General features: G+C 61.0%; 23 protein-coding genes, 4 tRNA genes and 1 pseudogene. 14 read left to right on the top strand and 14 right to left on the bottom strand.

Annotated features, from left to right (window positions below; all coding sequences use genetic code 11):
- The first annotated feature begins 486 nt into the window (after positions 1 to 486).
- A tRNA-Pro gene (locus tag CO666_RS22765) sits at positions 487 to 563 on the top strand.
- A 70-nt stretch (positions 564 to 633) separates the two neighbouring features.
- Here the strand turns inward: CO666_RS22765 and CO666_RS22770 are convergent.
- Positions 634 to 1,122 carry a DUF192 domain-containing protein gene (locus tag CO666_RS22770; protein ID WP_097614444.1) on the bottom strand — a complete coding sequence of 163 codons (489 nt, stop codon included), beginning with the start codon at positions 1,120 to 1,122 and terminating at the stop codon, positions 634 to 636.
- Between the two features lies 1 nt (position 1,123).
- Positions 1,124 to 1,702, bottom strand: coding sequence for a cold-shock protein (locus CO666_RS22775; protein WP_010067665.1), 579 nt, complete (start codon positions 1,700 to 1,702; stop codon positions 1,124 to 1,126).
- A gap of 194 nt (positions 1,703 to 1,896) precedes the next feature.
- Here CO666_RS22775 and gloA point away from each other — a divergent pair, with 194 nt between their 5' ends.
- The 5 genes from gloA (at position 1,897) to CO666_RS22800 (ending at position 4,761) form a co-directional block, all read left to right on the top strand.
- Positions 1,897 to 2,337 (top strand): lactoylglutathione lyase, encoded by a 441-nt coding sequence (gene gloA / locus CO666_RS22780; RefSeq protein ID WP_003539134.1) that lies wholly within the window; start codon positions 1,897 to 1,899, stop codon positions 2,335 to 2,337.
- 174 nt (positions 2,338 to 2,511) lie between these two features.
- A complete protein-coding gene (locus tag CO666_RS22785; protein WP_425352432.1) occupies positions 2,512 to 3,588 on the top strand; it encodes a YcbK family protein in 1,077 nt (358 codons plus the stop codon).
- 198 nt (positions 3,589 to 3,786) lie between these two features.
- Positions 3,787 to 3,861 (top strand) — tRNA-Glu (locus tag CO666_RS22790).
- A gap of 82 nt (positions 3,862 to 3,943) precedes the next feature.
- Positions 3,944 to 4,018, top strand: a tRNA-Glu gene (locus CO666_RS22795).
- 668 nt (positions 4,019 to 4,686) lie between these two features.
- Positions 4,687 to 4,761, top strand: a tRNA-Glu gene (locus CO666_RS22800).
- Between the two features lie 47 nt (positions 4,762 to 4,808).
- Here the strand turns inward: CO666_RS22800 and recJ are convergent.
- From recJ to CO666_RS22825, 5 genes are all read right to left on the bottom strand, one after another.
- The gene (gene recJ / locus CO666_RS22805) at positions 4,809 to 6,611 is read right to left on the bottom strand and encodes a single-stranded-DNA-specific exonuclease RecJ (protein WP_097614446.1); all 1,803 of its coding nucleotides are present in this window, start codon (positions 6,609 to 6,611) and stop codon (positions 4,809 to 4,811) included.
- A gap of 80 nt (positions 6,612 to 6,691) precedes the next feature.
- Positions 6,692 to 6,940, bottom strand: coding sequence for a hypothetical protein (locus CO666_RS22810; protein WP_097614447.1), 249 nt, complete (start codon positions 6,938 to 6,940; stop codon positions 6,692 to 6,694).
- Positions 6,941 to 7,097: 157 nt separating this feature from the next.
- Positions 7,098 to 8,423 (bottom strand): homoserine dehydrogenase, encoded by a 1,326-nt coding sequence (locus tag CO666_RS22815; RefSeq protein WP_097614448.1) that lies wholly within the window; start codon positions 8,421 to 8,423, stop codon positions 7,098 to 7,100.
- 60 nt (positions 8,424 to 8,483) lie between these two features.
- Positions 8,484 to 9,701, bottom strand: a complete 1,218-nt coding sequence (locus CO666_RS22820) for an LL-diaminopimelate aminotransferase (protein WP_097614449.1) — start codon at positions 9,699 to 9,701, stop codon at positions 8,484 to 8,486.
- A 221-nt stretch (positions 9,702 to 9,922) separates the two neighbouring features.
- Positions 9,923 to 10,336, bottom strand: coding sequence for a hypothetical protein (locus CO666_RS22825; protein WP_097614450.1), 414 nt, complete (start codon positions 10,334 to 10,336; stop codon positions 9,923 to 9,925).
- Positions 10,337 to 10,483: 147 nt separating this feature from the next.
- Between CO666_RS22825 and phaC the strand changes: the two genes are divergently transcribed.
- Positions 10,484 to 12,328 carry a class I poly(R)-hydroxyalkanoic acid synthase gene (phaC, locus tag CO666_RS22830; RefSeq protein WP_097614451.1) on the top strand — a complete coding sequence of 615 codons (1,845 nt, stop codon included), beginning with the start codon at positions 10,484 to 10,486 and terminating at the stop codon, positions 12,326 to 12,328.
- A gap of 207 nt (positions 12,329 to 12,535) precedes the next feature.
- Positions 12,536 to 13,912, top strand: coding sequence for a DUF2778 domain-containing protein (locus tag CO666_RS22835; RefSeq protein ID WP_097614452.1), 1,377 nt, complete (start codon positions 12,536 to 12,538; stop codon positions 13,910 to 13,912).
- A gap of 38 nt (positions 13,913 to 13,950) precedes the next feature.
- Here CO666_RS22835 and CO666_RS22840 read toward each other — a convergent pair.
- Together CO666_RS22840 and CO666_RS22845 are read right to left on the bottom strand one after the other, a co-directional pair.
- Positions 13,951 to 14,933, bottom strand: a pseudogene (locus CO666_RS22840) (phosphotransferase enzyme family protein).
- Positions 14,934 to 15,173: 240 nt separating this feature from the next.
- Positions 15,174 to 16,331, bottom strand: a complete 1,158-nt coding sequence (locus tag CO666_RS22845; protein ID WP_097614453.1) for a pyridoxal phosphate-dependent aminotransferase — start codon at positions 16,329 to 16,331, stop codon at positions 15,174 to 15,176.
- 204 nt (positions 16,332 to 16,535) lie between these two features.
- On the opposite strand from CO666_RS22845, the gene CO666_RS22850 reads away from it, so the two are divergent.
- From CO666_RS22850 to CO666_RS22875, 6 genes are all read left to right on the top strand, one after another.
- Positions 16,536 to 17,294, top strand: a complete 759-nt coding sequence (locus tag CO666_RS22850) for a DsbA family protein (RefSeq protein ID WP_097614454.1) — start codon at positions 16,536 to 16,538, stop codon at positions 17,292 to 17,294.
- 160 nt (positions 17,295 to 17,454) lie between these two features.
- Positions 17,455 to 17,892, top strand: a complete 438-nt coding sequence (gene aroQ / locus CO666_RS22855) for a type II 3-dehydroquinate dehydratase (RefSeq protein ID WP_097614455.1) — start codon at positions 17,455 to 17,457, stop codon at positions 17,890 to 17,892.
- Between the two features lie 20 nt (positions 17,893 to 17,912).
- Positions 17,913 to 18,392 (top strand): acetyl-CoA carboxylase biotin carboxyl carrier protein, encoded by a 480-nt coding sequence (accB, locus tag CO666_RS22860; protein ID WP_097614456.1) that lies wholly within the window; start codon positions 17,913 to 17,915, stop codon positions 18,390 to 18,392.
- Between the two features lie 4 nt (positions 18,393 to 18,396).
- The gene (gene accC, locus CO666_RS22865; protein ID WP_179869747.1) at positions 18,397 to 19,752 is read left to right on the top strand and encodes an acetyl-CoA carboxylase biotin carboxylase subunit; all 1,356 of its coding nucleotides are present in this window, start codon (positions 18,397 to 18,399) and stop codon (positions 19,750 to 19,752) included.
- 7 nt (positions 19,753 to 19,759) lie between these two features.
- Entirely contained in the window at positions 19,760 to 20,374 is a 615-nt protein-coding gene (aat, locus tag CO666_RS22870) for a leucyl/phenylalanyl-tRNA--protein transferase (protein WP_097614457.1), read from the top strand.
- Between the two features lie 76 nt (positions 20,375 to 20,450).
- Positions 20,451 to 21,380: a DUF2167 domain-containing protein gene (locus tag CO666_RS22875; RefSeq protein WP_097614458.1), complete on the top strand. Its 930-nt coding sequence runs from the start codon at positions 20,451 to 20,453 to the stop codon at positions 21,378 to 21,380.
- A gap of 10 nt (positions 21,381 to 21,390) precedes the next feature.
- Here CO666_RS22875 and CO666_RS22880 read toward each other — a convergent pair whose 3' ends face one another.
- From CO666_RS22880 to gatB, 5 genes are all read right to left on the bottom strand, one after another.
- Positions 21,391 to 21,831, bottom strand: coding sequence for a DUF2155 domain-containing protein (locus CO666_RS22880; protein ID WP_097614459.1), 441 nt, complete (start codon positions 21,829 to 21,831; stop codon positions 21,391 to 21,393).
- 115 nt (positions 21,832 to 21,946) lie between these two features.
- Positions 21,947 to 22,345: an NADH:ubiquinone oxidoreductase subunit NDUFA12 gene (locus CO666_RS22885; RefSeq protein ID WP_097614460.1), complete on the bottom strand. Its 399-nt coding sequence runs from the start codon at positions 22,343 to 22,345 to the stop codon at positions 21,947 to 21,949.
- 103 nt (positions 22,346 to 22,448) lie between these two features.
- Positions 22,449 to 22,919, bottom strand: coding sequence for a GNAT family N-acetyltransferase (locus CO666_RS22890; RefSeq protein WP_097614461.1), 471 nt, complete (start codon positions 22,917 to 22,919; stop codon positions 22,449 to 22,451).
- A 3-nt stretch (positions 22,920 to 22,922) separates the two neighbouring features.
- Positions 22,923 to 23,426 carry a GNAT family N-acetyltransferase gene (locus CO666_RS22895; RefSeq protein WP_097614462.1) on the bottom strand — a complete coding sequence of 168 codons (504 nt, stop codon included), beginning with the start codon at positions 23,424 to 23,426 and terminating at the stop codon, positions 22,923 to 22,925.
- A gap of 3 nt (positions 23,427 to 23,429) precedes the next feature.
- Positions 23,430 to 24,932 carry an Asp-tRNA(Asn)/Glu-tRNA(Gln) amidotransferase subunit GatB gene (gene gatB, locus CO666_RS22900; RefSeq protein ID WP_097614463.1) on the bottom strand — a complete coding sequence of 501 codons (1,503 nt, stop codon included), beginning with the start codon at positions 24,930 to 24,932 and terminating at the stop codon, positions 23,430 to 23,432.
- Between the last annotated feature and the right edge of the window lie 58 nt (positions 24,933 to 24,990).

The raw sequence follows: 24,990 nt of genomic DNA on the forward strand, positions 1-24,990 counted from the left end.
CCGCGAATCCCGGGCTTTTCAAGAAAAAAGGCGGCGCGCGACGCGCTGTCGATCGCATCCAGATTAAGAGGTGATGCCGCCGAAACATGGATATAGCCGGACGGGCGGTTGCGCGATTATTACCGCTTGTCTCATGTTGTGATAACAACCAGATTGCCGCGGCCAGCCCTCGGCACTAGTTTACGGCTCATCTAATTTCAGTGGATTTGCACTCATGATGAGACGTTCGGCGGAGTTCAATGCCATTGTGATAGGCGCTGTCATTACGGCATTCTTCTACGTTGCCATCAGCTACGCCCAATATATCGGCCTGCTCGAACACGGCTGAGGCAGCCTTTTCCTGAAGTCCAGTCGTCCTGCAGAGGCAGACGGGCGGCCGATCACGATTTTTCTCCATGCATCCAATATCAGGCGGGAATCTTCCGCCTGAGCTGGTTTTATGGGTTGCGACGGCGAAGTGAACCGTGTATCTCCCCGCCCACGGCACGGAGTGTAGCGCAGTCTGGTAGCGCATCTGGTTTGGGACCAGAGGGTCGGGAGTTCGAATCTCTCCACTCCGACCATTCAATATCCTGATATTCTTGAATCCTTGAAAGCAGCATCACGGCCCGCATTGTCCTGGCGTGCGCGCTGTCACTTCGCCTTCTTGGTCGTCGTGGCGCTGACGATCCTGTCGCCCGGCTTGATTCCGAGTTTGGCGACGATGCCGGCATTGAGTTCGACGACGTATTTCACCGGGCTCATCGAATCGATGATGTCGCGCGAATAGGGCTTTGCGTTTTCCTTGATGTGGCGGATCGTGCCGGTGTCGTCGGCAAACAGCATGTCGAGCGGCAGGATGGTGTTTTCCATCCACATGGTGACGCGCCGCGGCTCGTCGAAATCGAAGATCATGCCGGCATCATCGGCCATCACTCTGCGAAACATCAGCCCGTGGGCGCGCTGATCGGGGGTCGAGGCGATCTCGACGGTGAAATGCAGCACCTTGCCCGCAGCGGTCTGGATGAGCAGCGGCTCCTGGTCGAACCGCATCTGCTCTTCGGCCAGAGCCGGAAGGGCGACCATGAAAAAAAGCGCCAGGACGGCGCTTCTGATCGCATGAAACAGGATTGGGCCGCGCATATCAGTGCGACCGGCTGGCCGGGCTCGGAACGTCGGGGTGGATTTCCGCGGCCATCAGGCCCTTCTCGCCGTCGCCGAAGCGGACGAGCACCACCTGGCCGGGGCGCAGTTCCGTCAGGCCGAAGCGGCGGAGCGTTTCCATGTGCACGAAGATGTCTTCGGTGCCCTCACCGCGCGTCAGGAAACCGAAGCCCTTGGTGCGGTTGAACCACTTGACGAGCGCCCGCTCGAGCCCGCTCGTCGCGGTGACCTGCACATGGGTGCGCACCGGCGGCATCTGCGAGGGATGAACCGCCGTCGACTGGTCCATCGAGAGGATCTTGAAAGCCTGGTAGCCGCGTTCGCGGCGCTGGATGAGGGCAACAATGCGCGTTCCCTCCAGGATCGTCTGGTAACCGTCGCGGCGCAGGCAGGTTACATGCAGGAGAACATCCTGCATACCATTGTCTGGCACGATGAAGCCGAAACCCTTGGCGACGTCGAACCACTTGACGACGCCGGTGATTTCCACAAGATCGACCGCCTCTGCCGATAGCTCGTCAAGATCGGAGTATTCGTTCGATGAAATCCTATCAGCCATTTCGCCAGCCCCTCGAATACGCGTCACACTGTTACGGTTAACTGATTCTTGAAATCAAGATTAACATCTTGGTAACGGATAAGCGCAAGTCCTAGTTTTCGGTTATTCCCAGCTGCACATTTTATAAAGATGACTTGCCCGAAGCTGACCTCGCATCGCCGAAAAAAGCTAGCCCCAATAAAGGAGTAAATAGAATGCGTTATCTCCATACAATGGTTCGCGTCAAAGACCTGGATGCCTCGCTCGCCTTTTACACCACCCTGTTCGGGCTGGAGGAGATCCGCCGCCACGAAAACGAGAAGGGCCGATTCACCCTGGTTTTCCTGGCCGCCCGCGACGATCTCGACCGTGCGCGCAGCGAAAAGGCGCCCTGCCTCGAGCTGACCTATAACTGGGACACGGAAGATTATAGCGGAGGACGCAATTTCGGCCACCTCGCCTATGAGGTCGACGATATTTACGCAACCTGCCAGAATCTGATGGACAACGGCATCACCATCAACCGGCCGCCGCGCGACGGCAACATGGCCTTCGTGCGCTCGCCCGACGGCATCTCGATCGAAATCCTGCAGAAGGGCAGCCCGCTTCCGGCCGCCGAACCCTGGGCCTCGATGGGCAATACCGGCGCCTGGTAAGGATTTTTTCCGCAAGGCTTTTGCGAGGCTTGCGGCTTTTTCGATTTCGGGTCCGGCCGGCGCCTTGGCGCTTGCCGCGATCCGGCCCCGCAGGCAATCTCCCGGTGACTCGAAGCGGAGGATGGCGTTTTTCGCCCCTATTCCGCATCCACCGGAGACTGTCGCTTGCCCAACATGCAGATGCGGATGCCCGTGACGGGCGCTTTGCTGATCGCCACTTCGGTGCTGGCGCTGTCCGGCTGCGTCTCGGACAAGAAGGCGCTTGATTCCGCAGCCGTGGTTCCGGCGGCGCAGGCCGCCGCACCCCAGCTTGCCGCGGCAGCGCCTGCAAGCTCTCAAGCCCCAAGCCCTCAGGCCCCACGTTCGGTCTATACCGATCCCCGGCTCGTCAATGTCTCCGGCGCTCAAGCCGCACCTCAGGCCGCGGCGGCGGATCCGAACGCCGCTGTCCCGCCCGCCGATCCGGCGGCATCGGCGCCTGCCAATATCGGCGGGCTCGTCATGCAGTCGACCCGGATCAATGCGCAGGCGATGAGCATCTTTTCCGATCACCAGCCGGGGCCGCAGAACAACAGCACATCCACCGTCATCCAGCCGCAGGCCTATGCGCCGGTGGAAGGTGCAGTGCCCGCAAGAAGCAGCGTCTACAGCCAGCAGCCCACATCGGCACAACCGGCGGAACCGGTGCTGCCGCAGCAATCCTCTCAGAATGGGAGCACACAGCTTCCTCCGGTTCAGACGGCGTCGCTCGCGACCGGCAGCATTCCGACTTCGACTGTGAATGCGCTCTACAGCGCCCCGAAGCAGAACCTGCTCGGCAGCCTTTCCGGCCTGCTCCAGAAGGCATCCCTGCCCGGCATGACGCGTATCGCGCCGAACGGGCTGCATCTTCAGAACGACAAGGTCGAGGTCGGCTGCTTCAAGCCGGACCTGCTGAACGTGATCAAGACCGTCGAAAACCATTTCGGTCGGCCTGTTATCGTCACGTCAGGCTACCGCGACGAAGAGCATAACCGCCTGGTCGGCGGCGCTGACGAATCGATGCACAAGAGCTGCGAGGCAGCCGACATCCAAATCGACGGTGTCACGAAATGGGATATCGCCGCCTATATCCGCTCGCTGCCGAACCGCGGCGGCGTCGGCACCTATTGCCACACGGATTCGGTCCACCTCGATACCGGCAAAAGCCGCGACTGGAACTGGGGTTGCGGCGGCAAACGCGCGCCGATAACGACCGCAAGAGCGATCTGATCCTGCAAGCGCGGATCGGCATAACGCTACGTCAGTTCCGCCCCGGTGGTTTGCGGCAATTCCCACAAACCGTTGATTCGGCTAACCTAATCCTCCTAAATACACCAGCCGAAATATCTGTCATTTTTTTGCAAAAAATCGAATTTGCCGCTTGCGGCTTTCGAAGGTGCTGACTATAAGGGCGCCACCACGAAGGAAGCGCCCTTCGTCTATCGGTTAGGACACCAGATTTTCATTCTGGGAAGAGGGGTTCGACTCCCCTAGGGCGTGCCACTTCTTCTCTCTCAATTGTCAAAGCATTTCGTGATCTGCTTGCAGATGTCACCGCGCTTTCCTATTTTAACGAAGTTGGCCTGCGCCCTTCGTCTATCGGTTAGGACGACAGATTCTCATTCTGTAAAGAGGGGTTCGACTCCCCTAGGGCGTACCAAAACATCCCAAAATCAGACACTTAGAGAAAAGCTCCGCTGAAATCATTACATCTTTTCCCTCGTTTGTCACACCATTCAGGAGGGAAAGGCATGAGTTGTTTTGCAAATCTACCGCGAGATGGCCAGGAAGCCGCCCTCAACTTCGTGCGAGTGCTGGCGGAACCATACCGGTCACATCTCGTTGTATCAGTAGGAAAGCACGGGTGTTCCTCCTGTGCGATCCGTCTTTATCAAGACTTGCCCCGCCTAGGCGGGGCTTTTTTTCCGGCAGCGTACGGGAACGGAAGGGGACAGCAAGGGTTAGTCCATTGGATCGCGGGAGAGAGGTAGTCCTTCGGATCGCGCAAGCCTTTCCACCTTGCGATCCACCCCATCGCAGAGTTGGGTCGTGTGGAGGAAAGTTTTCGGTCTGCTCCCAAGCGACGCTCCGCGCGGCCCGACACCTTCTGCGCCGTCGTTCGCCAAGGTAACGATCTTGCAGTGGTGGCCGCCGATTGTCTCTTCGGTCAGTCCTGAAGTTGTTATGCCGATCCTTCTCCGACTTCCCTTTCCCGCAGCGGCGCGATTTTCCACAGCCGAAAAAAATCGGCGAAAACGATGATTATTTCGCGTCTTGGCGCTTGCGGCTTTCGAAGGTGCTGACTATAAGGGCGCCACCACGAAGGAAGCGCCCTTCGTCTATCGGTTAGGACACCAGATTTTCATTCTGGGAAGAGGGGTTCGACTCCCCTAGGGCGTGCCACTTCTCCTCTCTCAATTCCATGTCCTTCAAGCGCTTGCGCGACAGTGCTATTTTGCCGGCGCTGCGTCGCAGACGCGCAGCTGGATGCGGCGCGCACCCTGGTAATGCTCGGCGCCGAGCGAACCCGCGACATGGAGGCTGGCGCCGCGCGAGTTGAGCAGCAGGTTGCCGAGCGCCGTATCGGCGGCGCGGAAGGCAATGCCGTCGAGCCGCGATCCATCCATTGCCTCCAGTGTCACCTTCACATGTTTTTCGCCGACGAGGCGCGCATCGCGCACACGATGGGCCGGCACGGCAAAGAGCGGTTGCGAATGGCCGGAGCCATAGGGGCCGGCCGCCTCCAGGCGGTCGATGAGTTCGAGCGTGGCGCCGCTGGCGCCGATAGCCCCATCGATCTTCAAGGTCTCGTTGGCGACGAGGCTCGCCACCGTCCTTGCCGATTTCTCCGTGAAGAAGGTCCTCAACCTGCCGAGATCAGCGCGCTCGACCGTCAGCCCCGCGGCCATGGCGTGGCCGCCGCCCTTGACGAGCAGCCCCTCGTCGACCGCGGCCCGCACCATCCTGCCCATGTCGAAGCCGTTGATCGAACGGCCCGAGCCGGTGCCGCGGCCGGAGGCATCGAAGGCGATCGCGAAGGCCGGGCGTTTGAACTTCTCCTTGAGCCGCGCCGCAATCAGCCCGACGATGCCGGGGTGCCATTTTTCATGGGCGGTGACGATGACGGAGGCGCCCTCGCCGTCGCCATATTCGGCCAGCGCCTCGGCTTCCGCCTCCTGCAGCATGGCCGCCTCCATCGCCTGGCGTTCGCGGTTGAGCTCGTCGAGGCGCTGGGCGATCGCCTCAGCCTCGCCGGCATCGTCGAGCGTCAGCAGCCGGCTTCCGAGGGCCGCGTCGCCGATCCGCCCGCCGGCATTGATGCGCGGGCCGATCAGGAAGCCGAAATGATAGGGTGTGACCGGGCCTGAAAGCCCGGCTTTGCGGAAGAGTGCGGCAAGCCCGGCATTGCTCTGGTGGCGGGCAGCGACCAGTCCCTTCACCACATAGGCGCGGTTGAGGCCCTTCAAAGGCACGACATCGCAAACCGTCGCCAATGCGACGATGTCAAGCCATTGCAAGAGGTCGATCGCCAGGATGCGCTTGTTGCCGGCGGCGCGCAGCAGGCGCAGCGTCGCGACCAGCACCATAAAGACGACGCCGGCGGCGCAAAGATGCCCCTGCCCCGAGAGATCGTCCTCTCGGTTCGGATTAACAAGCGCATGACAGCGCGGTAGCTCGTGTGTCACCTGGTGGTGATCGATGACGACGACATCGATATCGCGCGCGGCAGCCGCCGCCAGCGCTTCGTGACTGGTGGAGCCGCAATCGACGGTAACGATCAGTTGGGCGCCGTTGTCGATCAACTGGTTGATCGCCGCCGGATTGGGGCCGTAACCTTCGAAGACGCGGTCGGGAATATAGATGGTCGCCTTGACGCCGAAATGGCTGAGGAAGCGGAACATCAGCGCCGAGGAGGCCGCGCCGTCGACATCGTAGTCGCCGAAGATCGCGACGCTCTCGCCGCGCTCGATCGCCCGCACCAGACGGGTCGCCGCCTTTTCGCAATCGGTGAGGCTATGGGGATCGGGCATCAAGCTGCGGATTGTGGGGTCGAGAAATTCGATCGCATCGTCCACCGGCACGCCACGCCCGGCCAAGACGCGGGCGATCAGATCCGGCAGGCCGTGGATCTGCGACATGGCGAGCGCCCGGTTCTGCCCGGCCTGGTCGAGCCGCGCCACCCAACGATTGTCGAGCGCGGATTTCTCCACGCCGAGAAAGGCGCGCTGTACCGGATCGACGGGATCTGCCATGCCACACTCCGCTGACTTCATCTGCTGTTTCTACAGGAGCAGCGGAGATAACATAGCGGGGGATTTGCAGACACGGATTTTTACCAGAATACTGCCCAGATCAGCATGGCAATGCCTGCGAACTGCACCAGCAGAAACGAAAACAGCGTCAGGAGAATGGCCCAGTTGCGGCCCTCCGGGTTGTCTTCATCGCCGTCAGCCTCGTCATGAACCTCATGACTGATGTCGCCGCGCACGGGCTTGAGGATTTGCTCAAGCATATCAGGAGGGTTGGGCGGCTCGTCGCTCGGGCGGCCATACCCCTTCCCGGCATGGCTGTCCTTGCTCATGAAATTCTCCACGCCGGCGACTCACCATCTATGGTTTTATTTATATCAATATTTCGGTATTTGTTAATATAGACTTCCGTACGGGGAGCCTGGCCGATCAACAAAAAAACCGCCCTGCCAGAGACAGGGCGGTTCATCGTCCCGGTAGGGGAAAGACTTAAACTTCTTCTTTCGGCCGCTCGATGCGAATCACCTGCGGCTCGCCGAAGAGATAACCTTCCGATTTGATCGAGGCGACCGCCTTGCGGACAGACTCTTCCATCGTTGCGTGCGTGACAAGAATGATCGTCTGGTGGTGCGATGGCGCCAGATGCTGTTTGGAGCGCTGGACGATCGATTCCAGCGAGATGTTGTTTTCGGCCATGCGGGTGGCGACGCTGGCAAAGACGCCGGTGCGGTCGAGCACGGTCAGGCGAATGAAATAACCACCCTCATGGCTCTGCATCTGCGCCTTGCGGTAGGGCTCCAGCGCCGTTGCGGGATGGCCGAGCACCGGCACGCGCTGGGCGCCCGGCTGGCTCTTGGCGATATCGGCGATGTCGCCGAGCACGGACGAGGCCGTGGCGTTGCCGCCGGCGCCGGGGCCGACCATCAGCAGTTCGCCGAGCACGTCGGATTCGATCGCCACCGCATTGGTGACGCCGTCGACCTGGGCAATGACCGAATCGACCGGTACCATCGTGGGATGGACGCGCTGCTCGATGCCGGTATCGGTGCGCTGGGCAACGCCCAGCAGCTTGATGCGATAACCGAGCTCGGCGGCGGCGTGGATATCCTCGATCGAGATGTTGGTGATGCCTTCGAGATAGATGTCGTCGGCGGCGATCTTATTGCCGAAGGCGAGCGTCGTCAGGATGGCGAGCTTATGGGCCGTGTCGTTGCCCTCGATATCGAAGGCCGGATCGGCTTCGGCATAACCCAGCCGCTGCGCTTCCTTGAGGCATTCGGCGAAGGAAAGCCCCTCCTTCTCCATCTTGGTCAGGATGTAATTGCAGGTGCCGTTCATGATGCCGTAGATGCGGGAGACGGCATTGCCGGTCAGCGATTCGCGCAGCGCCTTGATGACGGGGATGCCGCCGGCGACCGCCGCCTCGAAATTCAGCAGCGCGCCCTTCTCCTCGGCGATCGTCGCAAGCTCGACGCCGTGATAGGCAAGCAGCGCCTTGTTGGCCGTCACCACATGGAGACCGCGCTGGAGTGCGGCGCGCACCGAAACGTTGGCCGCCCCTTCGGCGCCGCCCATCAGCTCGACGAAGACGTCGATATCGCCCTTTTCGGCAAGCTCTTCCGGCCGGTCGAACCAAGTGACCGCGGAAAGATCGACGCCGCGATCCCGCATCCTGTCACGCGCGGAGACCGCGGTGATCGTGATCGGACGCCCGCAGGTGACGGCAAGCTCGTTGCTCTTCTGCTGAATGATGCGGACAAGCGAGGCGCCAACGGTGCCCAAGCCCGCAATGCCGATTTTGAGGGCATCTGCCATGGATCGATCCTGAATGAGTGTGTGGCGGCAGCCGCTCAAAGCGGCTGCCCAAGGGTTGGATTAACGGTGCGCGTTCAGCGAAATGACGTTATGCATCGTTTCGTCTGCCGTCGACATGAACTTCTTGATGTTGCGCGCAGCCTGGCGGATGCGGTGTTCGTTTTCGACAAGCGCCAGACGGACATAGTCGTCGCCCATCTCGCCGAAGCCGATGCCCGGGGCAACGGCGACATCGGCCTTCTCGACCAGCAGCTTGGAAAATTCCAGCGAACCGAGATGGCGGAACTTTTCCGGGATCTTCGCCCAGGCAAACATGGTGGCGGCCGGCGGCGGCACGTCGAAACCGGCCTTGCCAAAGCTTTCGACCATGACGTCGCGGCGGCGTTTATAGACGTTGCGGACTTCCGCAATGTCGGAGCCGTCGCCGTTCAGCGCATGCGTCGCCGCAACCTGGATCGGCGTGAAGGCGCCATAATCGAGGTAGGACTTGACGCGGGTGAGCGCCGCGATCAGCCGCTCGTTGCCGACAGCAAAGCCCATGCGCCAGCCGGGCATGGAGAAGGTCTTCGACATCGAGGTGAACTCGACCGTCACATCCATGGCGCCCGGCACTTCGAGAACCGACGGCGGCGGCGCGTCGTCGAAATAGATCTCCGAATAGGCAAGGTCGGACAGCACGATGATGTCGTGCTTCTTGGCGAAGGCAATGACGTCCTTGTAGAAATCGAGCGTCGCGACAAAGGCCGTCGGGTTCGAGGGATAGTTGAGGATCAGCGCCAAGGGCTTCGGGATCGAATGGCGGACCGCGCGCTCAAGCGGCGGGAAGAAGGTCTCGTCCGGCTCCACCGACATCGAGCGGATGACGCCGCCGGCCATCAGGAAACCGAAGGCGTGGATCGGATAGGTGGGGTTCGGGCAGAGGATCACATCGCCAGGTGCGGTGATCGCCTGCGCCATATTGGCGAAGCCTTCCTTGGAGCCGAGGGTGGCGACCACCTGCGTATCCGGGTTGAGCTTGACGCCGAAACGGCGGGCATAATAGGCGGCCTGGGCGCGACGCAGCCCCGGAATGCCCTTGGAGGAGGAATAACGGTGGGTGCGCGGATCCTGCACGACCTCACACAGCTTGTCGACAATCGCCTGGGGAGTGGGAAGGTCGGGGTTTCCCATGCCGAGATCGATGATATCGGCGCCGCCCGCTCGCGCGCTTGCTTTCAAACGGTTGACCTGTTCGAAAACATAAGGCGGCAAACGCCGGACTTTGTGAAACTCTTCCATTTCATTCCCCATGGAAAGGCGGCATTTCGGGCCGCAGTCGAAGTTCGTTCCGTCTCCCGGCGGCTGCGACACGAACTTCAGAATCGCAACGCCGTATTCATCAGACCTAAGTCACGCGGCAAATCTTTGACGGAAAGGCCGCGCAACGCGCATTATCGGGAAAATCGTAACTTCCGATCCCTGCCGAAGGCTTTGCGTCCAAATTGCCTGAAAGGCAAGGTTTATTTGGAGATTTCGGAGAGCGTATCGGTGCCGTGTTCGGCGGCGAGGCGGCGCATTTCGGCGACCTTGGCCTGATATTCGGCCTCCGAGAGCGTGCCGGCCTTACGCCGGGCGACAAGTGCGGTCAGCTGATGCTGCAGGTCGGCCGCCTGCTCGTCGCTCATCTGGACATTGGCGGCCGTCAGCGGCGCGCCGAAATTCGGATAGCCGTCCGGCGACTTTGCCAGACCGCCTTCGACCGCATCGCCCTTGGTGGCCGGCATGACGACGGCGGTCGGCGCCGCGCGCTTGGCAGCGGCCGCGGCTTTCTCTTCCGCCGTCAGATTGCATCCGGCAAGGGCCATCGCCGCCGCGGCGCAGATCAATGCGGTGCGGTTGAAGGTTGCGATGCGCCGAATGCCGTTCTTCGTCATGCCTCAAAATCCAGTTCTGATTGCGTCGACTGTTAAATTTGTCGCAGCCACAAAGCAATAGCATGAGCCGGCGCGCGTGGAACTTGTTTTCTCGTTCGATCACGATGTACAACGAATGGATAAAAACAGTGCTGCCGCCGGGAGGAAATGGTGACCGACAGCAAGCAGGAAAATGGCGGCCAGAAGAATGGCGGCAAGGCCGGTTTCGACGCGACCGATCTCGATCCCTATGTGTTGAAGGATCCCGAGGCCATGGCGATGAATTTCGCCCGAGCGCTCGAAAATCTCGGGCAGGCAGCCTCGGCCTGGCTTGCGCCGCGCGAACGCGGCGAGATCACCCAAACCGCCGTCGATCCGATGACCGATATGGTCAAGACGCTTTCCAAGGTCAGCGAATACTGGATTGCCGATCCGCGCCGCACTTTCGAGGCGCAGACGCAGCTGATGTCGTCGTTTTTCGGCATTTGGATGCGCTCGATGCAGCGCGCGCAAGGCGAGCCGCCCGAGCCGGACACCCGCAAGGATAAACGCTTTTCGGACGAAGACTGGCAGAAGAATCCGTTCTTCGATTTTCTCCGCCAGGTCTATTTCGTCACATCGGACTGGGTGGAAAAGCTGGTGTCGGAGACCGATGGCCTCGACGAGCACACCAAGCACAAGGCCGGCTTTTACGTGAAGCAGATCACGGCCGCGCTTTCGCCAAGCAATTTCGTCGCCACCAATCCGCAACTATACCGCGAAACGATCGCAACCAGCGGCGAAAATCTGGTGCGCGGAATGAAGATGCTGGCCGAGGATATCGCGGCCGGAAACGGCGATCTTCGCCTGCGCCAGACCGACATGACGAAATTCGCCGTCGGCCGCGACATGGCGCTGACGCCGGGCAAGGTGATCGCCCAGAACGATATCTGCCAGATCATCCAATATGAGGCATCGACCGAAACGGTGCTGAAACGGCCGCTGCTGATCTGCCCGCCCTGGATCAACAAATTCTATATTCTCGACCTCAACCCACAGAAATCCTTCATCAAATGGTGTGTCGACCAGGGGCAGACCGTCTTCGTCATTTCCTGGGTCAACCCGGATGCGCGCCACGCCGAGAAGGACTGGGCGGCCTATGCCCACGAGGGCATCGATTTCGCGCTCGAGACGATCGAGAAGGCGACCGGCGAGAAGGAAGTCAACGCCGTCGGCTATTGCGTCGGCGGCACGCTGCTGGCCGCGACACTGGCGCTGCACGCCAGGGAGAAGAACAAGCGCATCAAGACCGCGACGCTGTTCACCACCCAGGTCGACTTCACCCATGCCGGCGACCTCAAGGTCTTCGTCGACGAGGAGCAGCTTGCCGCGCTCGAAGAGCATATGCAGGCGGCCGGCTATCTCGACGGTTCGAAGATGTCGATGGCTTTCAACATGCTGCGCGCCTCCGAGCTGATCTGGCCTTATTTCGTCAACAGCTACCTCAAGGGCCAGGAGCCCCTGCCCTTCGACCTCCTGTTCTGGAACGCCGATTCGACCCGCATGGCAGCGGCAAACCATGCCTTCTACCTGCGCAATTGCTATCTGAAGAATGCGCTGACGAAAAACGAGATGATCCTCGACGGCAAGCCCGTGTCGCTGAAGGACGTAAAGATCCCGATCTATAATCTTGCCACGCGCGAGGATCACATCGCGCCTGCCAAGTCCGTCTTCGTCGGCAGCCGGTTCTTCGGCGGCAAGGTGGAATTCGTTGTCACCGGCTCGGGACATATTGCCGGCGTCGTCAACCCGCCCGACAAGAAGAAGTATCAATACTGGACCGGCGGCCCCACCAAGGGCGACTACGAGACCTGGATCGAGAAGGCGACCGAGACGCCGGGATCCTGGTGGCCGCACTGGCAGGCCTGGATCGAGACGCATGACGACAGGCGTGTACCAGCACGCAAACCCGGCGGTGATGCGCTGAACGCGATCGAGGAAGCGCCGGGAAGCTACGTGATGGAACGCGCCTGAGAAGGTTCTGCGCATCTCTTTTTGAGACGCCGCGAGAAAGAGCGACGCGGCGTAAACAAATTAGAAACCATAATTCGTCATCCTTGCGAAACAGTCGGAAGTCGCCAGTGGTCTAAATTCGGCCCACTTGCGCCTTTACCGGCCCCGGCGAAGTTTAGTCAGTCAGTGCCGCCGGCCTGCGTAGCGAGTTTGAAAGACGAGTGTAGTATGGCGTTTGCGGTTGGGACGTTCAATAACGTCACCCCTCTTGGCGGATCTGCCTTTCGTTTGCGCAGATCTCGCGGTTTCCTTTACGGTGTCGTCGGCGCCGGATTTCTCACCTCCACATGGTTGATCGCGACCTTCGCGACGATGCATTCCGTCGGCGCTCCGGCTTCTCCGTCCGAGAGCTTCACGCAAGTCGCATCGATGCCGAAGCTGAAGCCGGCGACACAGCACGAACGGCTGATCCATGTCGGCAAGGCCGACCGGCTGGCGGCCTTCGATGCCAAGCCGGTCGTCGCCCTGACGGCGCACCTCATCCAATCGCATGCGCAAAAGACCAATGCCGCCGCAACGGCATCGCTGGCGCTTGCAAAGAACACTCGTCTCGCCACGCCTGCCGAACCGCCGGTCGCCGTTGCGGCCGCAACACCTTCCGACACCGCGAAATTCGCCAAGGACGATAGCGTCGCGCCGCCGGTCGAGCTTGCCCAGGCGGAGACGGAAGCAGAGAGCAACGACCGCATCATCATTCCTTCCAAGGAGACCGTCGCGGCCGTCGAACTCCCTGCCCTGCTCGCACTTGCCGATGCCGGACCGCAGCAGATTGCGCCGGCCCCAGTCGAGCCGGCCAGAGTCGAGCCGGCCCGAGTCGAGCCGGCAGCACCCGCCCTCAAGACGGCGTCACTACCGCAGGAAAAACCTGCGCCCGTAGAAGTCGCGGAGGCCGAAGAGCAGCAGCCCTTCGATCTCGTGCTGGCGCCGGATGAAGGTTCCGTGCCGCTGCCGATGGCGCGTCCCGATGGCCTCGTCGGCAAACCGGCGCCCACCGCCAGGGGTTCGCAGCGCTCTGCCGAGCCCGCACTTGCCTACGCCCAGCCGAACTCGCCGATCGAGGACGACCAGGACGATGCCGTGCCGCGCTACGACAAGCCGGTCTTCTCGCCGAAGCTGCGTGCCGGTGTAGCGATCTACGATATCGAGAACAGCACCGTCTATCTGCCGAACGGCGAGAGGCTGGAAGCTCACTCCGGTCTCGGCAAGATGCGCGACAACCCACGCTATGTGAACCAGAAGATGCGCGGACCGACGCCGCCACACACCTACGCCCTCACCATGCGCGAGAGCCTTTTCCATGGCGTCGCGGCAATCCGGCTAACGCCGCTCGAGGGCTCGGACGCCATCTACGACCGCGTCGGCCTGCTCGCCCATACCTATATGCTCGGCAAGAACGGCGATTCCAACGGCTGCGTTTCGTTCAAGGACTACAAGCGTTTCCTCGCAGCCTACAGGCGCGGCGACATCAAGCAGTTGGTGGTCGTGCCGCGGCTGAACGGCAAACCGGCTTCGACGCTCGCCTCGCTGTTTTCGTCGCGCAGTTGACGGATGATGCATATCGCCCGCACTGCGGGCGATATGCATTAGAATAGACGATCGACAAACCGCTCGGTCTCCCACGTTCTGAGAAAATGCGCCTCCCGCGCGATCCATCCAACGGCATTGCTTCCCCACTCTTGTGTTCGGCTTGCGTACTCGCCCATGAGCCAAAAGTGGCGGACGATCACAACCGAAGAGCTGCTTCGATGTCGTATGGCGCTATTGGCCGGACTGCCCGATAGCCATCGATGAAGGCATCCCACATATCGGTCAGTTTCCTGCCGAAGGATATTTTCGCCCACAGGAACACTGCCAGATCATAGGAAAGATATCCCGGGCCGCCGTCGTCAAAGTCGAAAAATACGGCTTCACCAATCTCGTTGATGCGTGAATTGAAACCATGGCAATCTCCGTGACAATAGGTCCACGTCAGATGGCCGAACGCTTCAATTGCCTTTCCCGTCCGCGCAGCGATATGCTCAAGATCGCTGATGACCTCCGCATCCTCCACAATTCCGCTGTCGCGTATTCGCGCAAGAGGCCGGTGCAGCAGGTGTTCGAGGTCAAGCCGATACAGCGATCCGCTGGAAGAAAACGTCTCGGCAGCATTGTGCAGCAGGGCAAGGGTCTTCCCGTTGGCCCGTGCATCGCCAGGATCCTCCGCATGTGGCTCACGGCCATCGATCGCCCGGAAGAGTACTCCCGACCGCGCGCCCTCCGGCGCACGTCCGTCCACGAAGAAGTCGCCATTGCGCGTTGCGATGGGCTCAGCGACCGGAACACCCGATTGTGAAAGATGCGTCAGAAATGCCGTTTCGGTTTTGACGTCCGCTGGGCCACGCGCACGGCGGTGCGACAGTCGAAACACGTAACGCCCGCTGTTTCTCCCAACGGCAAGATAAATATCGTTCAAGCCGCGTTGAAGCAGTCGACAAGACACTGGCCCTGCGAGCGCATAATGCGTGTTTATGAACCGTTCGACGGCTTCGATCTGCGGGGTTGAATATAGCGCGTCAAAGTCCAGCATGGTCAGTGTCCCCTGGGCGCCAGCGAGGCTATATCATCCTATTGCAGCCGAGTTTTGCGACTTTGCAAATAGGATCGGTTGGCCACTGCACCCTCTGGAAACAGACATAAGTAGCAAAAAGATGCTATGCAACCATTTTGCATCGACTGTAACGTCGCTCGACATAGCCGTCACGCTCGAGATCGAAACAGGCAGGCGTCGCATTCCGGGATACAGCAAGCAGCAGCAGCCTGCCCCGCCTTACTTCAGCCAGGCTGCGATTCGCTCCACCGCCTCGGCGATCTCGACTTCAGAGCCCGCATAGGACAGGCGCAGGGTTCGATGTCCCTCCAGCGGATCGAAGTCGAGGCCGGGTGTTGCGGCGACGTCGATTTCCGCCAGCATGCGTTTGGCAAAACCCATGCTGTCATTGGAAAAGCGAGTGACGTCGAGATAGGCGTAGAAGGCGCCGTCCATCGGCGAGGCGATCGAAAGGCCGATCTGCGGCAGGCGCCGCATCAGCAGCTCGCGGTTGGCGGCATAACTCGCCTTGTAACGATCGAGCTCGGCGGCGGCGCCAAGCGCGGCGGTGGCGGCGATCTGCGAGAGCTCGGGCGGCGAGATATAGAGGCTCTGCGCCACCCGCTCGATCGGCCGCACCAGACGCTCCGGCAGCACCATCCAGCCTATCCGCCAGCCGGTCATGCAATAATATTTGGAGAAGGAGTTGATGACGATCGCCTCGTCGGTCAGCTCCAGCGCGCTCGCCTCCTCGCCGGCGAAGGTCAGCCCGTGATAGATCTCATCGGAGATGAAGGCGATGGAATGGGCGGCGCAGTAATCCGCAAGCGCCTTCAGCCCATCGCGGCCGGTCACCGTGCCGGTCGGGTTGGCAGGGCTTGCGAGCAGCACGCCTTTCAGCGTCAGGCCGCTTTCCTTCTGCGCCGCCTCGAGGCTCTCAGGTGTGAGCGTAAAGTGGGTCTCGGCCGTTACCGGCACCTCGACCACCTTCAGGCCGAGTGCGCCCAGAATATTGCGATAGGCGGGATAACCGGGTCTGGCGATCGCCACCGCATCGCCGGCATCGAAGAGCGTGAGGAAGGCGAGATTGAAGCCGGCCGAGGAACCTGTGGTGATGGCGATCCGCGTGGGATCGATCTCCAGGCCGTGACGATTCTTATAGTGCCCGGCAAGCGCCGATTTCAGCCGCGCCGTCCCCAGGGCATCGGTGTAGCCGATACGGCCTTCGGCAAGGGCTTCGCGCGCCGCTGCGAGGGCGGCCTGTGGGGCCGGATGCGAGGGTTGACCGACGGCCATCGAGATGACGGGATGGCCGGCCGCACGCCGCTTCGTCGCCTCCGCCAGGACGTCCATGGCGTGAAAGGGTTCGACTTCGCTGCGTTTCGATATGGAAAACAAGATCGCTTCTCGCTCGGCTTCTTCGATGATGGCCAGACAATTGCCGCATTAATCGGCTCATCACAATCCCGCGAGGGCGGCGCGAGGGTGAAAATTCCTGTTTGAGCAGAACTCGACGCGCCGTACCTTGACGCGACGCATTCAAGTCCATAACCCGGCGACGGTCTTCCCGACCAAGACCACATTGCCGATGACGAGGATATCATGGCCTTCTTCTCGAAAAGCTTCACCACACTGGCGCTTGCCGCATCGATCGCTCTTCCGTTTCCGGCGGCAGCGCTCGACGACCAGCAGAAGAAGGAGTTCGGCGAATTCATCAAGCAATATCTGATCGAGAATCCCGAGATCATGCTCGATGTCCAGGATGCGCTGCAGAAGAAGCAGGAAGCCCAGCGGCTGGTGAAGGCCAATATGGCGATCGATGAAAACACCGCCGACATCTTCGATTCGAAGAACGACGTCACGCTGGGCAACCCCAAGGGCGATGTCACCGTCGTCGAATTCTTCGATTATAATTGCAGCTACTGCCGGCACGCGCTTCCCGACATGCAGGCGATGCTGAAGAAGGACAAGAATGTCCGCTTCGTGCTCAAGGAATTTCCGATCCTCGGGCCGGATTCGGTCGCCGCCCACAAGGTCGCCGACGCCTTCCGCAAGCTGGCGCCGGAGAAATACGCCGATTTCCACGTCGCCCTTCTCGGCAGCGAGGGCCGTGCCTCCGACGAAACGGCGGTCGCAGTCGCCGCCTCGCTCGGCGTCAGCGAGGACAAGATCCGCGCCGAGATGGCCAAGAGCCCGAATGACAGCATCGTCCAGGCGACCTATCAGCTCGCCTCGAGCCTCGGCATCAGCGGCACGCCCTCCTATGTGATCGGTAAGGAACTGGTGCCGGGCGCCGTCGGGCTCGACGATCTCGAGGCCAAGGTCAAGAACATGCGCAGCTGCGGCAAGACCGCCTGCTGAGCGGAGAGCCGCCGATCGGCCGCCCATCAAATCGCCAAAATCGAAGCGTTTCAACCATGTGGACAAATGTGGCGCGATTCCGGCTGCCCAAACCGTAAGGGCTTTCAATCGGCCTTCGCGGAGTCTATAGGTTGCCGTCGTACATTTTTCGGAACATTCGATGACGCAAACGATTTTTGTCCTGAACGGCCCCAACCTGAATATGCTGGGTAAAAGAGAGCCCGGCATTTATGGCGGCAAGACGCTGAAGGACATCGAGGCGGACTGCAAGGCGGCCGGCCGAGAACTCGGCTTCGATATCGATTTCCGCCAGAGCAACCACGAAGGCACGCTTGTCGACTGGTTCCACGAGGCGGACGAAAAGGCGGCCGGCGTTGCCGTCAATGCAGGCGCCTATACGCATACATCGGTCGCGCTGCATGATGCGATCCGAGCTATTTCAGTTCCCGTGATCGAGCTCCACATATCCAACGTGCATGCACGGGAAGAATTCCGCCACAAGTCGATGATCGCGCCCGCATGCAAGGGTGTGATCTGCGGCTTCGGGCCTCACAGCTACATCCTGGCGCTCCACGCGCTGAAGAACATCACGGCATAAGAATAAGACAGGGCAACACCATGGTTGAAAAGAAATCGGGTATCGATCAGGCACTGATCCGCGATCTCGCCAACATCCTCAACGAGACGGATCTGACCGAGATCGAGGTCGAGCAGGACGATCTGCGCATCCGCGTTTCGCGCGCCGGCGCGACGCAATATGTCCAGGCGCCGATTGCAGCGCAGGCCTTTGCCGCGCCCGCAGCCGCCGCACCGGCGGCAGCCGCCGCCGCTGCCGCCCCGGCCGCAGCTCCCTCTCGTAACCCGGCCAATGTCGTCAATGCGCCGATGGTCGGCACCGTCTACATGGCGCCGGCTCCGGGTGCGCGTCCCTTCATCGAAGTCGGCGCGACCGTCAAGGAAGGCCAGACGCTGATCATCATCGAAGCGATGAAGACGATGAACCAGATCCCCTCGCCGAAGTCGGGCAAGGTGACCGAAATCCTCGTCGATGACGGACATCCCGTCGAATACGGCCAAGCCCTCGTCGTCATCGAATAGGCCCATGCCCATGATTTCGAAAATCCTCATCGCCAATCGCGGGGAAATCGCCCTTCGCGTGCTCCGGGCTTGCAAGGAGCTCGGCATTGCCTGCGTCGTGGTTCATTCCACCGCCGACGCCGATGCCATGCATGTGCGCCTTGCCGACGAAAGTGTCTGCATCGGCCCGCCGTCTTCGCGCGAGAGCTATCTCAATATCCATCAGATCGTCGCCGCCTGCGAGATCACCGGCGCCGATGCCGTGCATCCGGGCTACGGCTTTCTGTCGGAAAATGCTAAGTTCGCGGATATCCTCGAAGCGCACGGCATCACCTTCATCGGGCCGACGGCGGACCATATCCGCATCATGGGCGATAAGATCACCGCCAAGACGACGGCGCTGGAACTCGGCATCCCCGTCGTTCCGGGTTCGGACGGCGAAGTGAAGACCGAAGAGGATGCGCTGAAGACGGCCGCCGAAATCGGTTATCCCGTGCTGATCAAGGCGACCGCCGGCGGCGGCGGACGCGGCATGAAGGTCGCCAAGAGCGAGGCCGACCTGATCGAGGCATGGTCGACGGCGCGCACCGAAGCAGCCGCCGCCTTCGGCAATGACGCCGTCTACATGGAAAAATATCTCGGCAAGCCGCGCCACATCGAAATCCAGGTGTTCGGTGACGGCGAAGGCAATGCCATCCATCTCGGCGAGCGCGACTGCTCGCTGCAGCGCCGCCACCAAAAGGTCTGGGAAGAGGCGAATTCTCCGGCGCTCAATGTCGAGCAGCGCATGAAGATCGGCCAGATCTGCGCCGACGCCATGAAGAAGCTGAAATATCGCGGCGCCGGCACGATCGAATTCCTCTACGAGAACGGCGAGTTCTATTTCATCGAAATGAACACCCGCCTGCAGGTGGAGCATCCGATCACCGAAGCGATCACCGGCATCGACCTCGTGCACGAACAGATCCGCGTCGCCTCCGGCGGCGGTCTGTCGGTGACGCAGGATGAAGTGCATTTTTCCGGCCACGCCATCGAGTGCCGCATCAATGCCGAGCATCCGCGCACCTTCGTGCCCTCGCCCGGCACGATCACGCATTTCCACGCGCCTGGCGGCCTCGGGGTGCGCATCGATTCGGGTGCCTATCAGGGCTACAAGATCCCGCCCTATTACGACAGCCTCATCGGCAAGCTGATCGTTCACGGCCGTACCCGCGTCGAATGCATGATGCGCCTGCGTCGCGCACTCGACGAATTCGTCGTCGACGGCATCAATACGACCTTGCCGCTGTTCCAGGATCTCGTCTCCAACCAGGACATCGCCAACGGCGACTACGATATCCATTGGCTTGAACACTACCTCGCCAACACACCGGCGGCATAGGACAGGAATGGCAGGATCGCGCAGGAAGTCACCAGGCATCACCCCTGACATTCTCCTGCGCGCCTATTCCATCGGCCTCTTCCCGATGGCTGAATCCGCCGACGACCCGGAGATTTTCTGGGTCGAGCCGGAGCTGCGTGGTGTGCTGCCGCTCGACCATTTCCACGTGTCGAAGAGCCTTGCCAAGACGGTGCGCAGGAGACCCTTCGAGATCCGTTTCGATCACGCCTTCGACCAGGTGATTGCCGCTTGCGCGGAGGAGACAGCCGGTCGCCCGAGCACCTGGATCAACAGGACGATCCGATCGCTTTACGCGACGCTTTTCGACATGGGCCACGCCCACACCGTCGAAGCCTGGGACGGCGATGAATTGGTCGGCGGCCTCTATGGCGTCTCGCTCGCCTCGGCCTTCTTCGGCGAAAGCATGTTTTCCCGCCGGACGGACGCCTCGAAGATCTGCCTCGTGCATCTGGTCGAGCGGCTCAGGGAAAAGGGCTTCACCCTGCTCGACACACAGTTCACCACAGAGCACCTGAAGACGTTCGGAGCGATCGATGTTCCGAAGGCCGATTATGCCCTGCTGCTTGCGGCCGCGATGGAATCGCCACACCTCAAGTTTTAAGTGCGATCCTTTCATCCTTGCGTTGATTTTCGAGCCGATTTGAATAGGTTCGGCGCATGCAACGGGGGATAGAATTTTGAAACGATATTTTGCAGCCGCGATCCTTTTCGCCTTATTCACAGCTCAAGCCGGCGCCCGCCCTTACCAGGAAATGTTCCCGGCCAGGAGCGACTTTTCCGACGCGGAAAAACCGCTGCTGGAAAAGCTCGATTTTCAGCAGGGAGCGATCAAGCTGACTGCCGCGAAGGCAACGCTGAACGTGCCGCAAGGCTTCTATTATCTCAATCCCGCCGACACGAAGACGGTGCTCGTCGACATCTGGGGAAATCCCCCGCAGGCGGCGGAGGGAACATTGGGGATGATCTTCCCGGCGAAATACGCGCCGACCGATATCGAGGCCTGGGGTTCCATCGTGCAATACAGCGCCGACGGCTATGTCTCCGACGCCGATGCTGCGACGACGAATTACGACGAACTGCTGCAGAACATCAAAGATTCCATCCAGGAAAACAACGTCGAACGCGAGAAGCAGGGTTTTCAAAAGATCGCGCTTATCGGCTGGGCCTCGACGCCGCATTATGACAAATCCGCGCATGCGATGCACTGGGCGCGCGATCTGTTGTTCGGCGATGACATGCAAGCGCCGCACACCCTGAACTATTCCGTGCGCACGCTCGGCCGCCAGGGCGTATTTGAGTTCGACTTCGTTGCCGGCTTGAACCAGTTGAAGGAGATCGAGGAGGTCATTCCGACCGTCACGACGCTCGTGCAGTTCGACACGGGAATGGCCTATACCGACTACGTCGAAGGCGACAAGATCGCTGCCTATGGGATGGCGGGAATGATCGCCGCCGGCGCAGGCGCCAAGATCGCCGCAAAGGTGGGGCTGCTGGCGCTTGCCGCCGTCTTCCTCAAAAAAGCCGGCATCCTCATCGTCGTCGTGGCCGGCGGCGCGCTTCGCTTTGCCAAGGGTCTTTTCAGAAGGAACAAGACACCGACGGCTTAGGATTCACCCGTCAGCGAGCAGGCGCCTTGGCGCCGTCGGGGGCCGGAACGTCCGAGCTGGTCTTGCAGTCCTTCAGCCAGACGTCGTAGATCGGGTGTTCGACGGCGTTGAGGCCGGGGCTGGCGGCGAACATCCAGCCGGTGAAGATGCGGCGGATCTTGCGGTCGAGGGTGATCTCGTCGACCTCGACGAAACCGTCGATCTTCTGCGCTTCGGCCTGGTCGCGCGAATAACAGGCCTTCGGCGTCACCTGCAGCGCGCCGAACTGCACCGTCTCGTTGACATAGACGTCGAAGGTCGTGATGCGGCCGGTGATCTTGTCGAGGCCGGAGAAGACGGCGACCGGATTTTCGATGCGTGCGGCATTGGCTGCAACTGGTGGAAGCAGGGCCGAGAGCGCCAGCAGCGATCCGGCGGCACGCAGGACCATGTTCCGCGTGAAGAGCTTCATATGTACCCGTCTCCAGACATTTTCAGTTCAAGACCGCGGTCAAGCGCGGCCAACCTGCGGGTAAAGGTCAATTGTGGCCAAAAGCCGGGCCTGAGGGCCGGCCGGTCGAGCCGTCTCAGTTGCCCGGCGTCCAGGCATCGTAGTCACCGGTGACGCGCGGCCGTTCGCCCGGAGCGGCGATCGAGCCCGGCGGACGGTAAGCCTGCGGAGAACCGGTAAAGTTCGGGCGATGCGCCTTCTGCCATTCCTTGGCGACGTAATTTTCCTTGGACGGAGGAACATCGGTGCGATGATGCATCCAGCCATGCCAGCCCGGAGGAATGGCGGAGGCATCGGCATAACCCTTGTAGATCACCCAACGCTTCGGCAGGCCATAGGACGACATGCCGCCTTCGTAATAGAGGTTGCCGAATTCATCCTCGCCGACGCGCTTGCCGAAACGCCAGGTCGCAAAACGCGTGCCCATCGTCTGACCGTTCCACCAGGTAAAGGTTTGAACCAGAAGATTCCACATGTGTTTTCCTTGTGCCCGCCAGATGCGAGCCAAACCAGAACTCATTTCCTCGCTTATGCCGTCGCCAAGCCGAATTGTCCAGCGATTCCACGAGGGTCCCGGGTCATTTCAAGGCCATCTTGAAGCCGAGATGCGAAGGCTTGAAGCCCAGCCGCTCATAGAAACGATGGGCATCCTTACGGATTGCATTCGAGGTCAACGCTGCCCGCCCGATCCCGCGGCCTTTTGCCTCGGCAATGGCGAATTCGATCATCGCGGCACCGATCCCCTGACCGCGCCTGTCGGCACGCGTCTGCACCGCCTCGATGATCATCGCCGAGGAACCGCGGCCGGTCAGAGTGGTCGTCACCATTGTCTGGAACGTGCCGACGACCTCGCCGTCGCATTCGGCGACATACAGCGTCTGGTCGGGCGAAGCCTCGATGGCCGCGAAGGCCCTGGCATAATCGGCAAGAGCCTCGGGATCGGTGGTGTCACCATGACCGCCGACTGCGTCGGCGGCAAATATTGCCACCAGGGCCGAAAGGTCCTCCCGGCGCGCCTGGCGAATGAGAATGTCGGTTTCGACCGTCACGCCTCAATGCCCTTCGAGCGGCTTTTCGAGGATGAGCGAGGGAATGCCGGATTGCCCGGCTGCGTTATTTTCGTTGCGGCCGACTTCGGAGAAGCCGTGCACCTGATAGAAAGCGATCGCCGCCGCATTCTGCGGTTCGACTTCGAGACGCATGATTTCCGCATCGGGGAAGCAGGTTTCGAGTTCGGCGAAGAGATCGCGGCCGATACCCTGTCGCTGCAGCACCGGGCTGACATAGAGGAGATGCAGCATGACCGTCTTCGTCAACGCCTGCGACATTGCCGCATAGCCCATGCCGCCGATGTTGCGTCCATCGTCGGCCACGAGGAATTCGGCATCCCTGCGTACCAGCCGCGCCTTCAGCGCCGCCGGCGTAAAGAGATGGGCGATCAGCTCATCCACCTTGGCTTTGCCATGCAGGCCGTCATAAGTGGCGTGAAAGCTCTCCACCAGCAGGGCGCGGACCTTCTCCAGGTCGCGCTCGCCGGCAGTGCGGACGAAATACACCGCTTATTCCTCGATACCGAGCTTCGCCTTGACGAGCGCCTGCACGGCCTGCGGATTGGCCTTGCCGCCGGTCGCCTTCATCACCTGACCGACGAACCATGCGGCCAAGGTCGGCTTCGCCTTGACCTTTTCCACCTGATCGGGATTGGCGGCGATGATTTCGTCCACGGCCTTTTCGATCGCGCCGGTATCGGTCACCTGCTTCATCCCACGCGCTTCGACGATCTCGGCGGGATCGCCGCCTTCGGTCAGCACGATCTCGAAGAGATCCTTGGCGATCTTGCCGGAGATGGTGCCGGCCTTGATGAGATCGATGATGGCGCCGAGCTGGGCCGGCGAAACCGGCGTCTGCTCGATGTCCTTGCCGGTGCGGTTCAGCGCGCCGAGCAGGTCGTTGATCACCCAGTTTGCCGCCATCTTGCCGTCGCGGCCCGCGGCAACGGCCTCGAAATAATCGGCGATCGCCTTTTCGGAGACGAGCACGGAGGCGTCATAGATCGACAGGCCGAGTTCGCGCACGAAGCGCTCCTTCTTGTCGTCAGGCAGTTCCGGCAGATCGGCGGCGAGCGCGTTCACGAAGGCATCGTCGAATTCGAGCGGCAGCAGGTCCGGATCGGGGAAATAACGATAGTCGTGCGCGTCTTCCTTGGAACGCATGGAGCGCGTCTCGCCCTTGTTCGGGTCGAAGAGGCGCGTCTCCTGCTCGATCGCGCCGCCATCCTCCAGAATGCCGATCTGGCGGCGGGCTTCGTATTCGATCGCCTGGCCGATGAAGCGAATGGAGTTGACGTTCTTGATCTCGCAGCGCGTGCCGAAAGCCTCGCCCGGGCGGCGAACGGAGACGTTGACGTCGGCGCGCATCGAGCCTTCGTCCATGTTGCCGTCGCAGGTGCCGAGGTAACGCACGATCGACCGCAGCTTGGTCATATAGGCCTTGGCCTCGTCGGACGAGCGCATGTCGGGCTTGGAGACGATCTCCATCAGCGCGACACCGGAACGGTTGAGGTCGACATAGGACATGGTGGCGTGCTGGTCGTGCAGCGATTTGCCGGCATCCTGCTCCAGATGCAGGCGCTCGATGCCGATCTCGATATCCTCGAACTGGCCCTGGCGGTCCGGCCCGAGCGAAATGACGATCTTGCCCTCGCCGACGATCGGATCCTTGAACTGGGAGATCTGATAGCCCTGCGGCAGGTCGGGATAGAAATAATTCTTGCGGTCGAAGAGCGAGCGCTTGTTGATCTCAGCCTTGAGGCCGAGACCGGTGCGCACCGCCTGTCTCACGCATTCCTCGTTGATCACGGGCAGCATGCCGGGCATGGCGGCATCGACCAGCGATACGTTCGAATTCTGCGGCTTGCCGAATTCCGTCGAAGCGCCGGAGAAGAGCTTCGAATTGGACAGCACCTGGGCATGGACTTCCATGCCGACGATGACTTCCCAGTCACCGGTGGCGCCGGGGATGAAGCGTTTCGGATCGGGCGTGCGGACGTCGACAAGGGTCATCTGATACTCTTTGCAGGCTGTTCTTTTCCATTGGTGAGGTAAAGGAAATGGCGTGCCG

Source organism: Rhizobium chutanense, from assembly GCF_002531935.1.
Lineage (GTDB): Bacteria > Pseudomonadota > Alphaproteobacteria > Rhizobiales > Rhizobiaceae > Rhizobium > Rhizobium chutanense.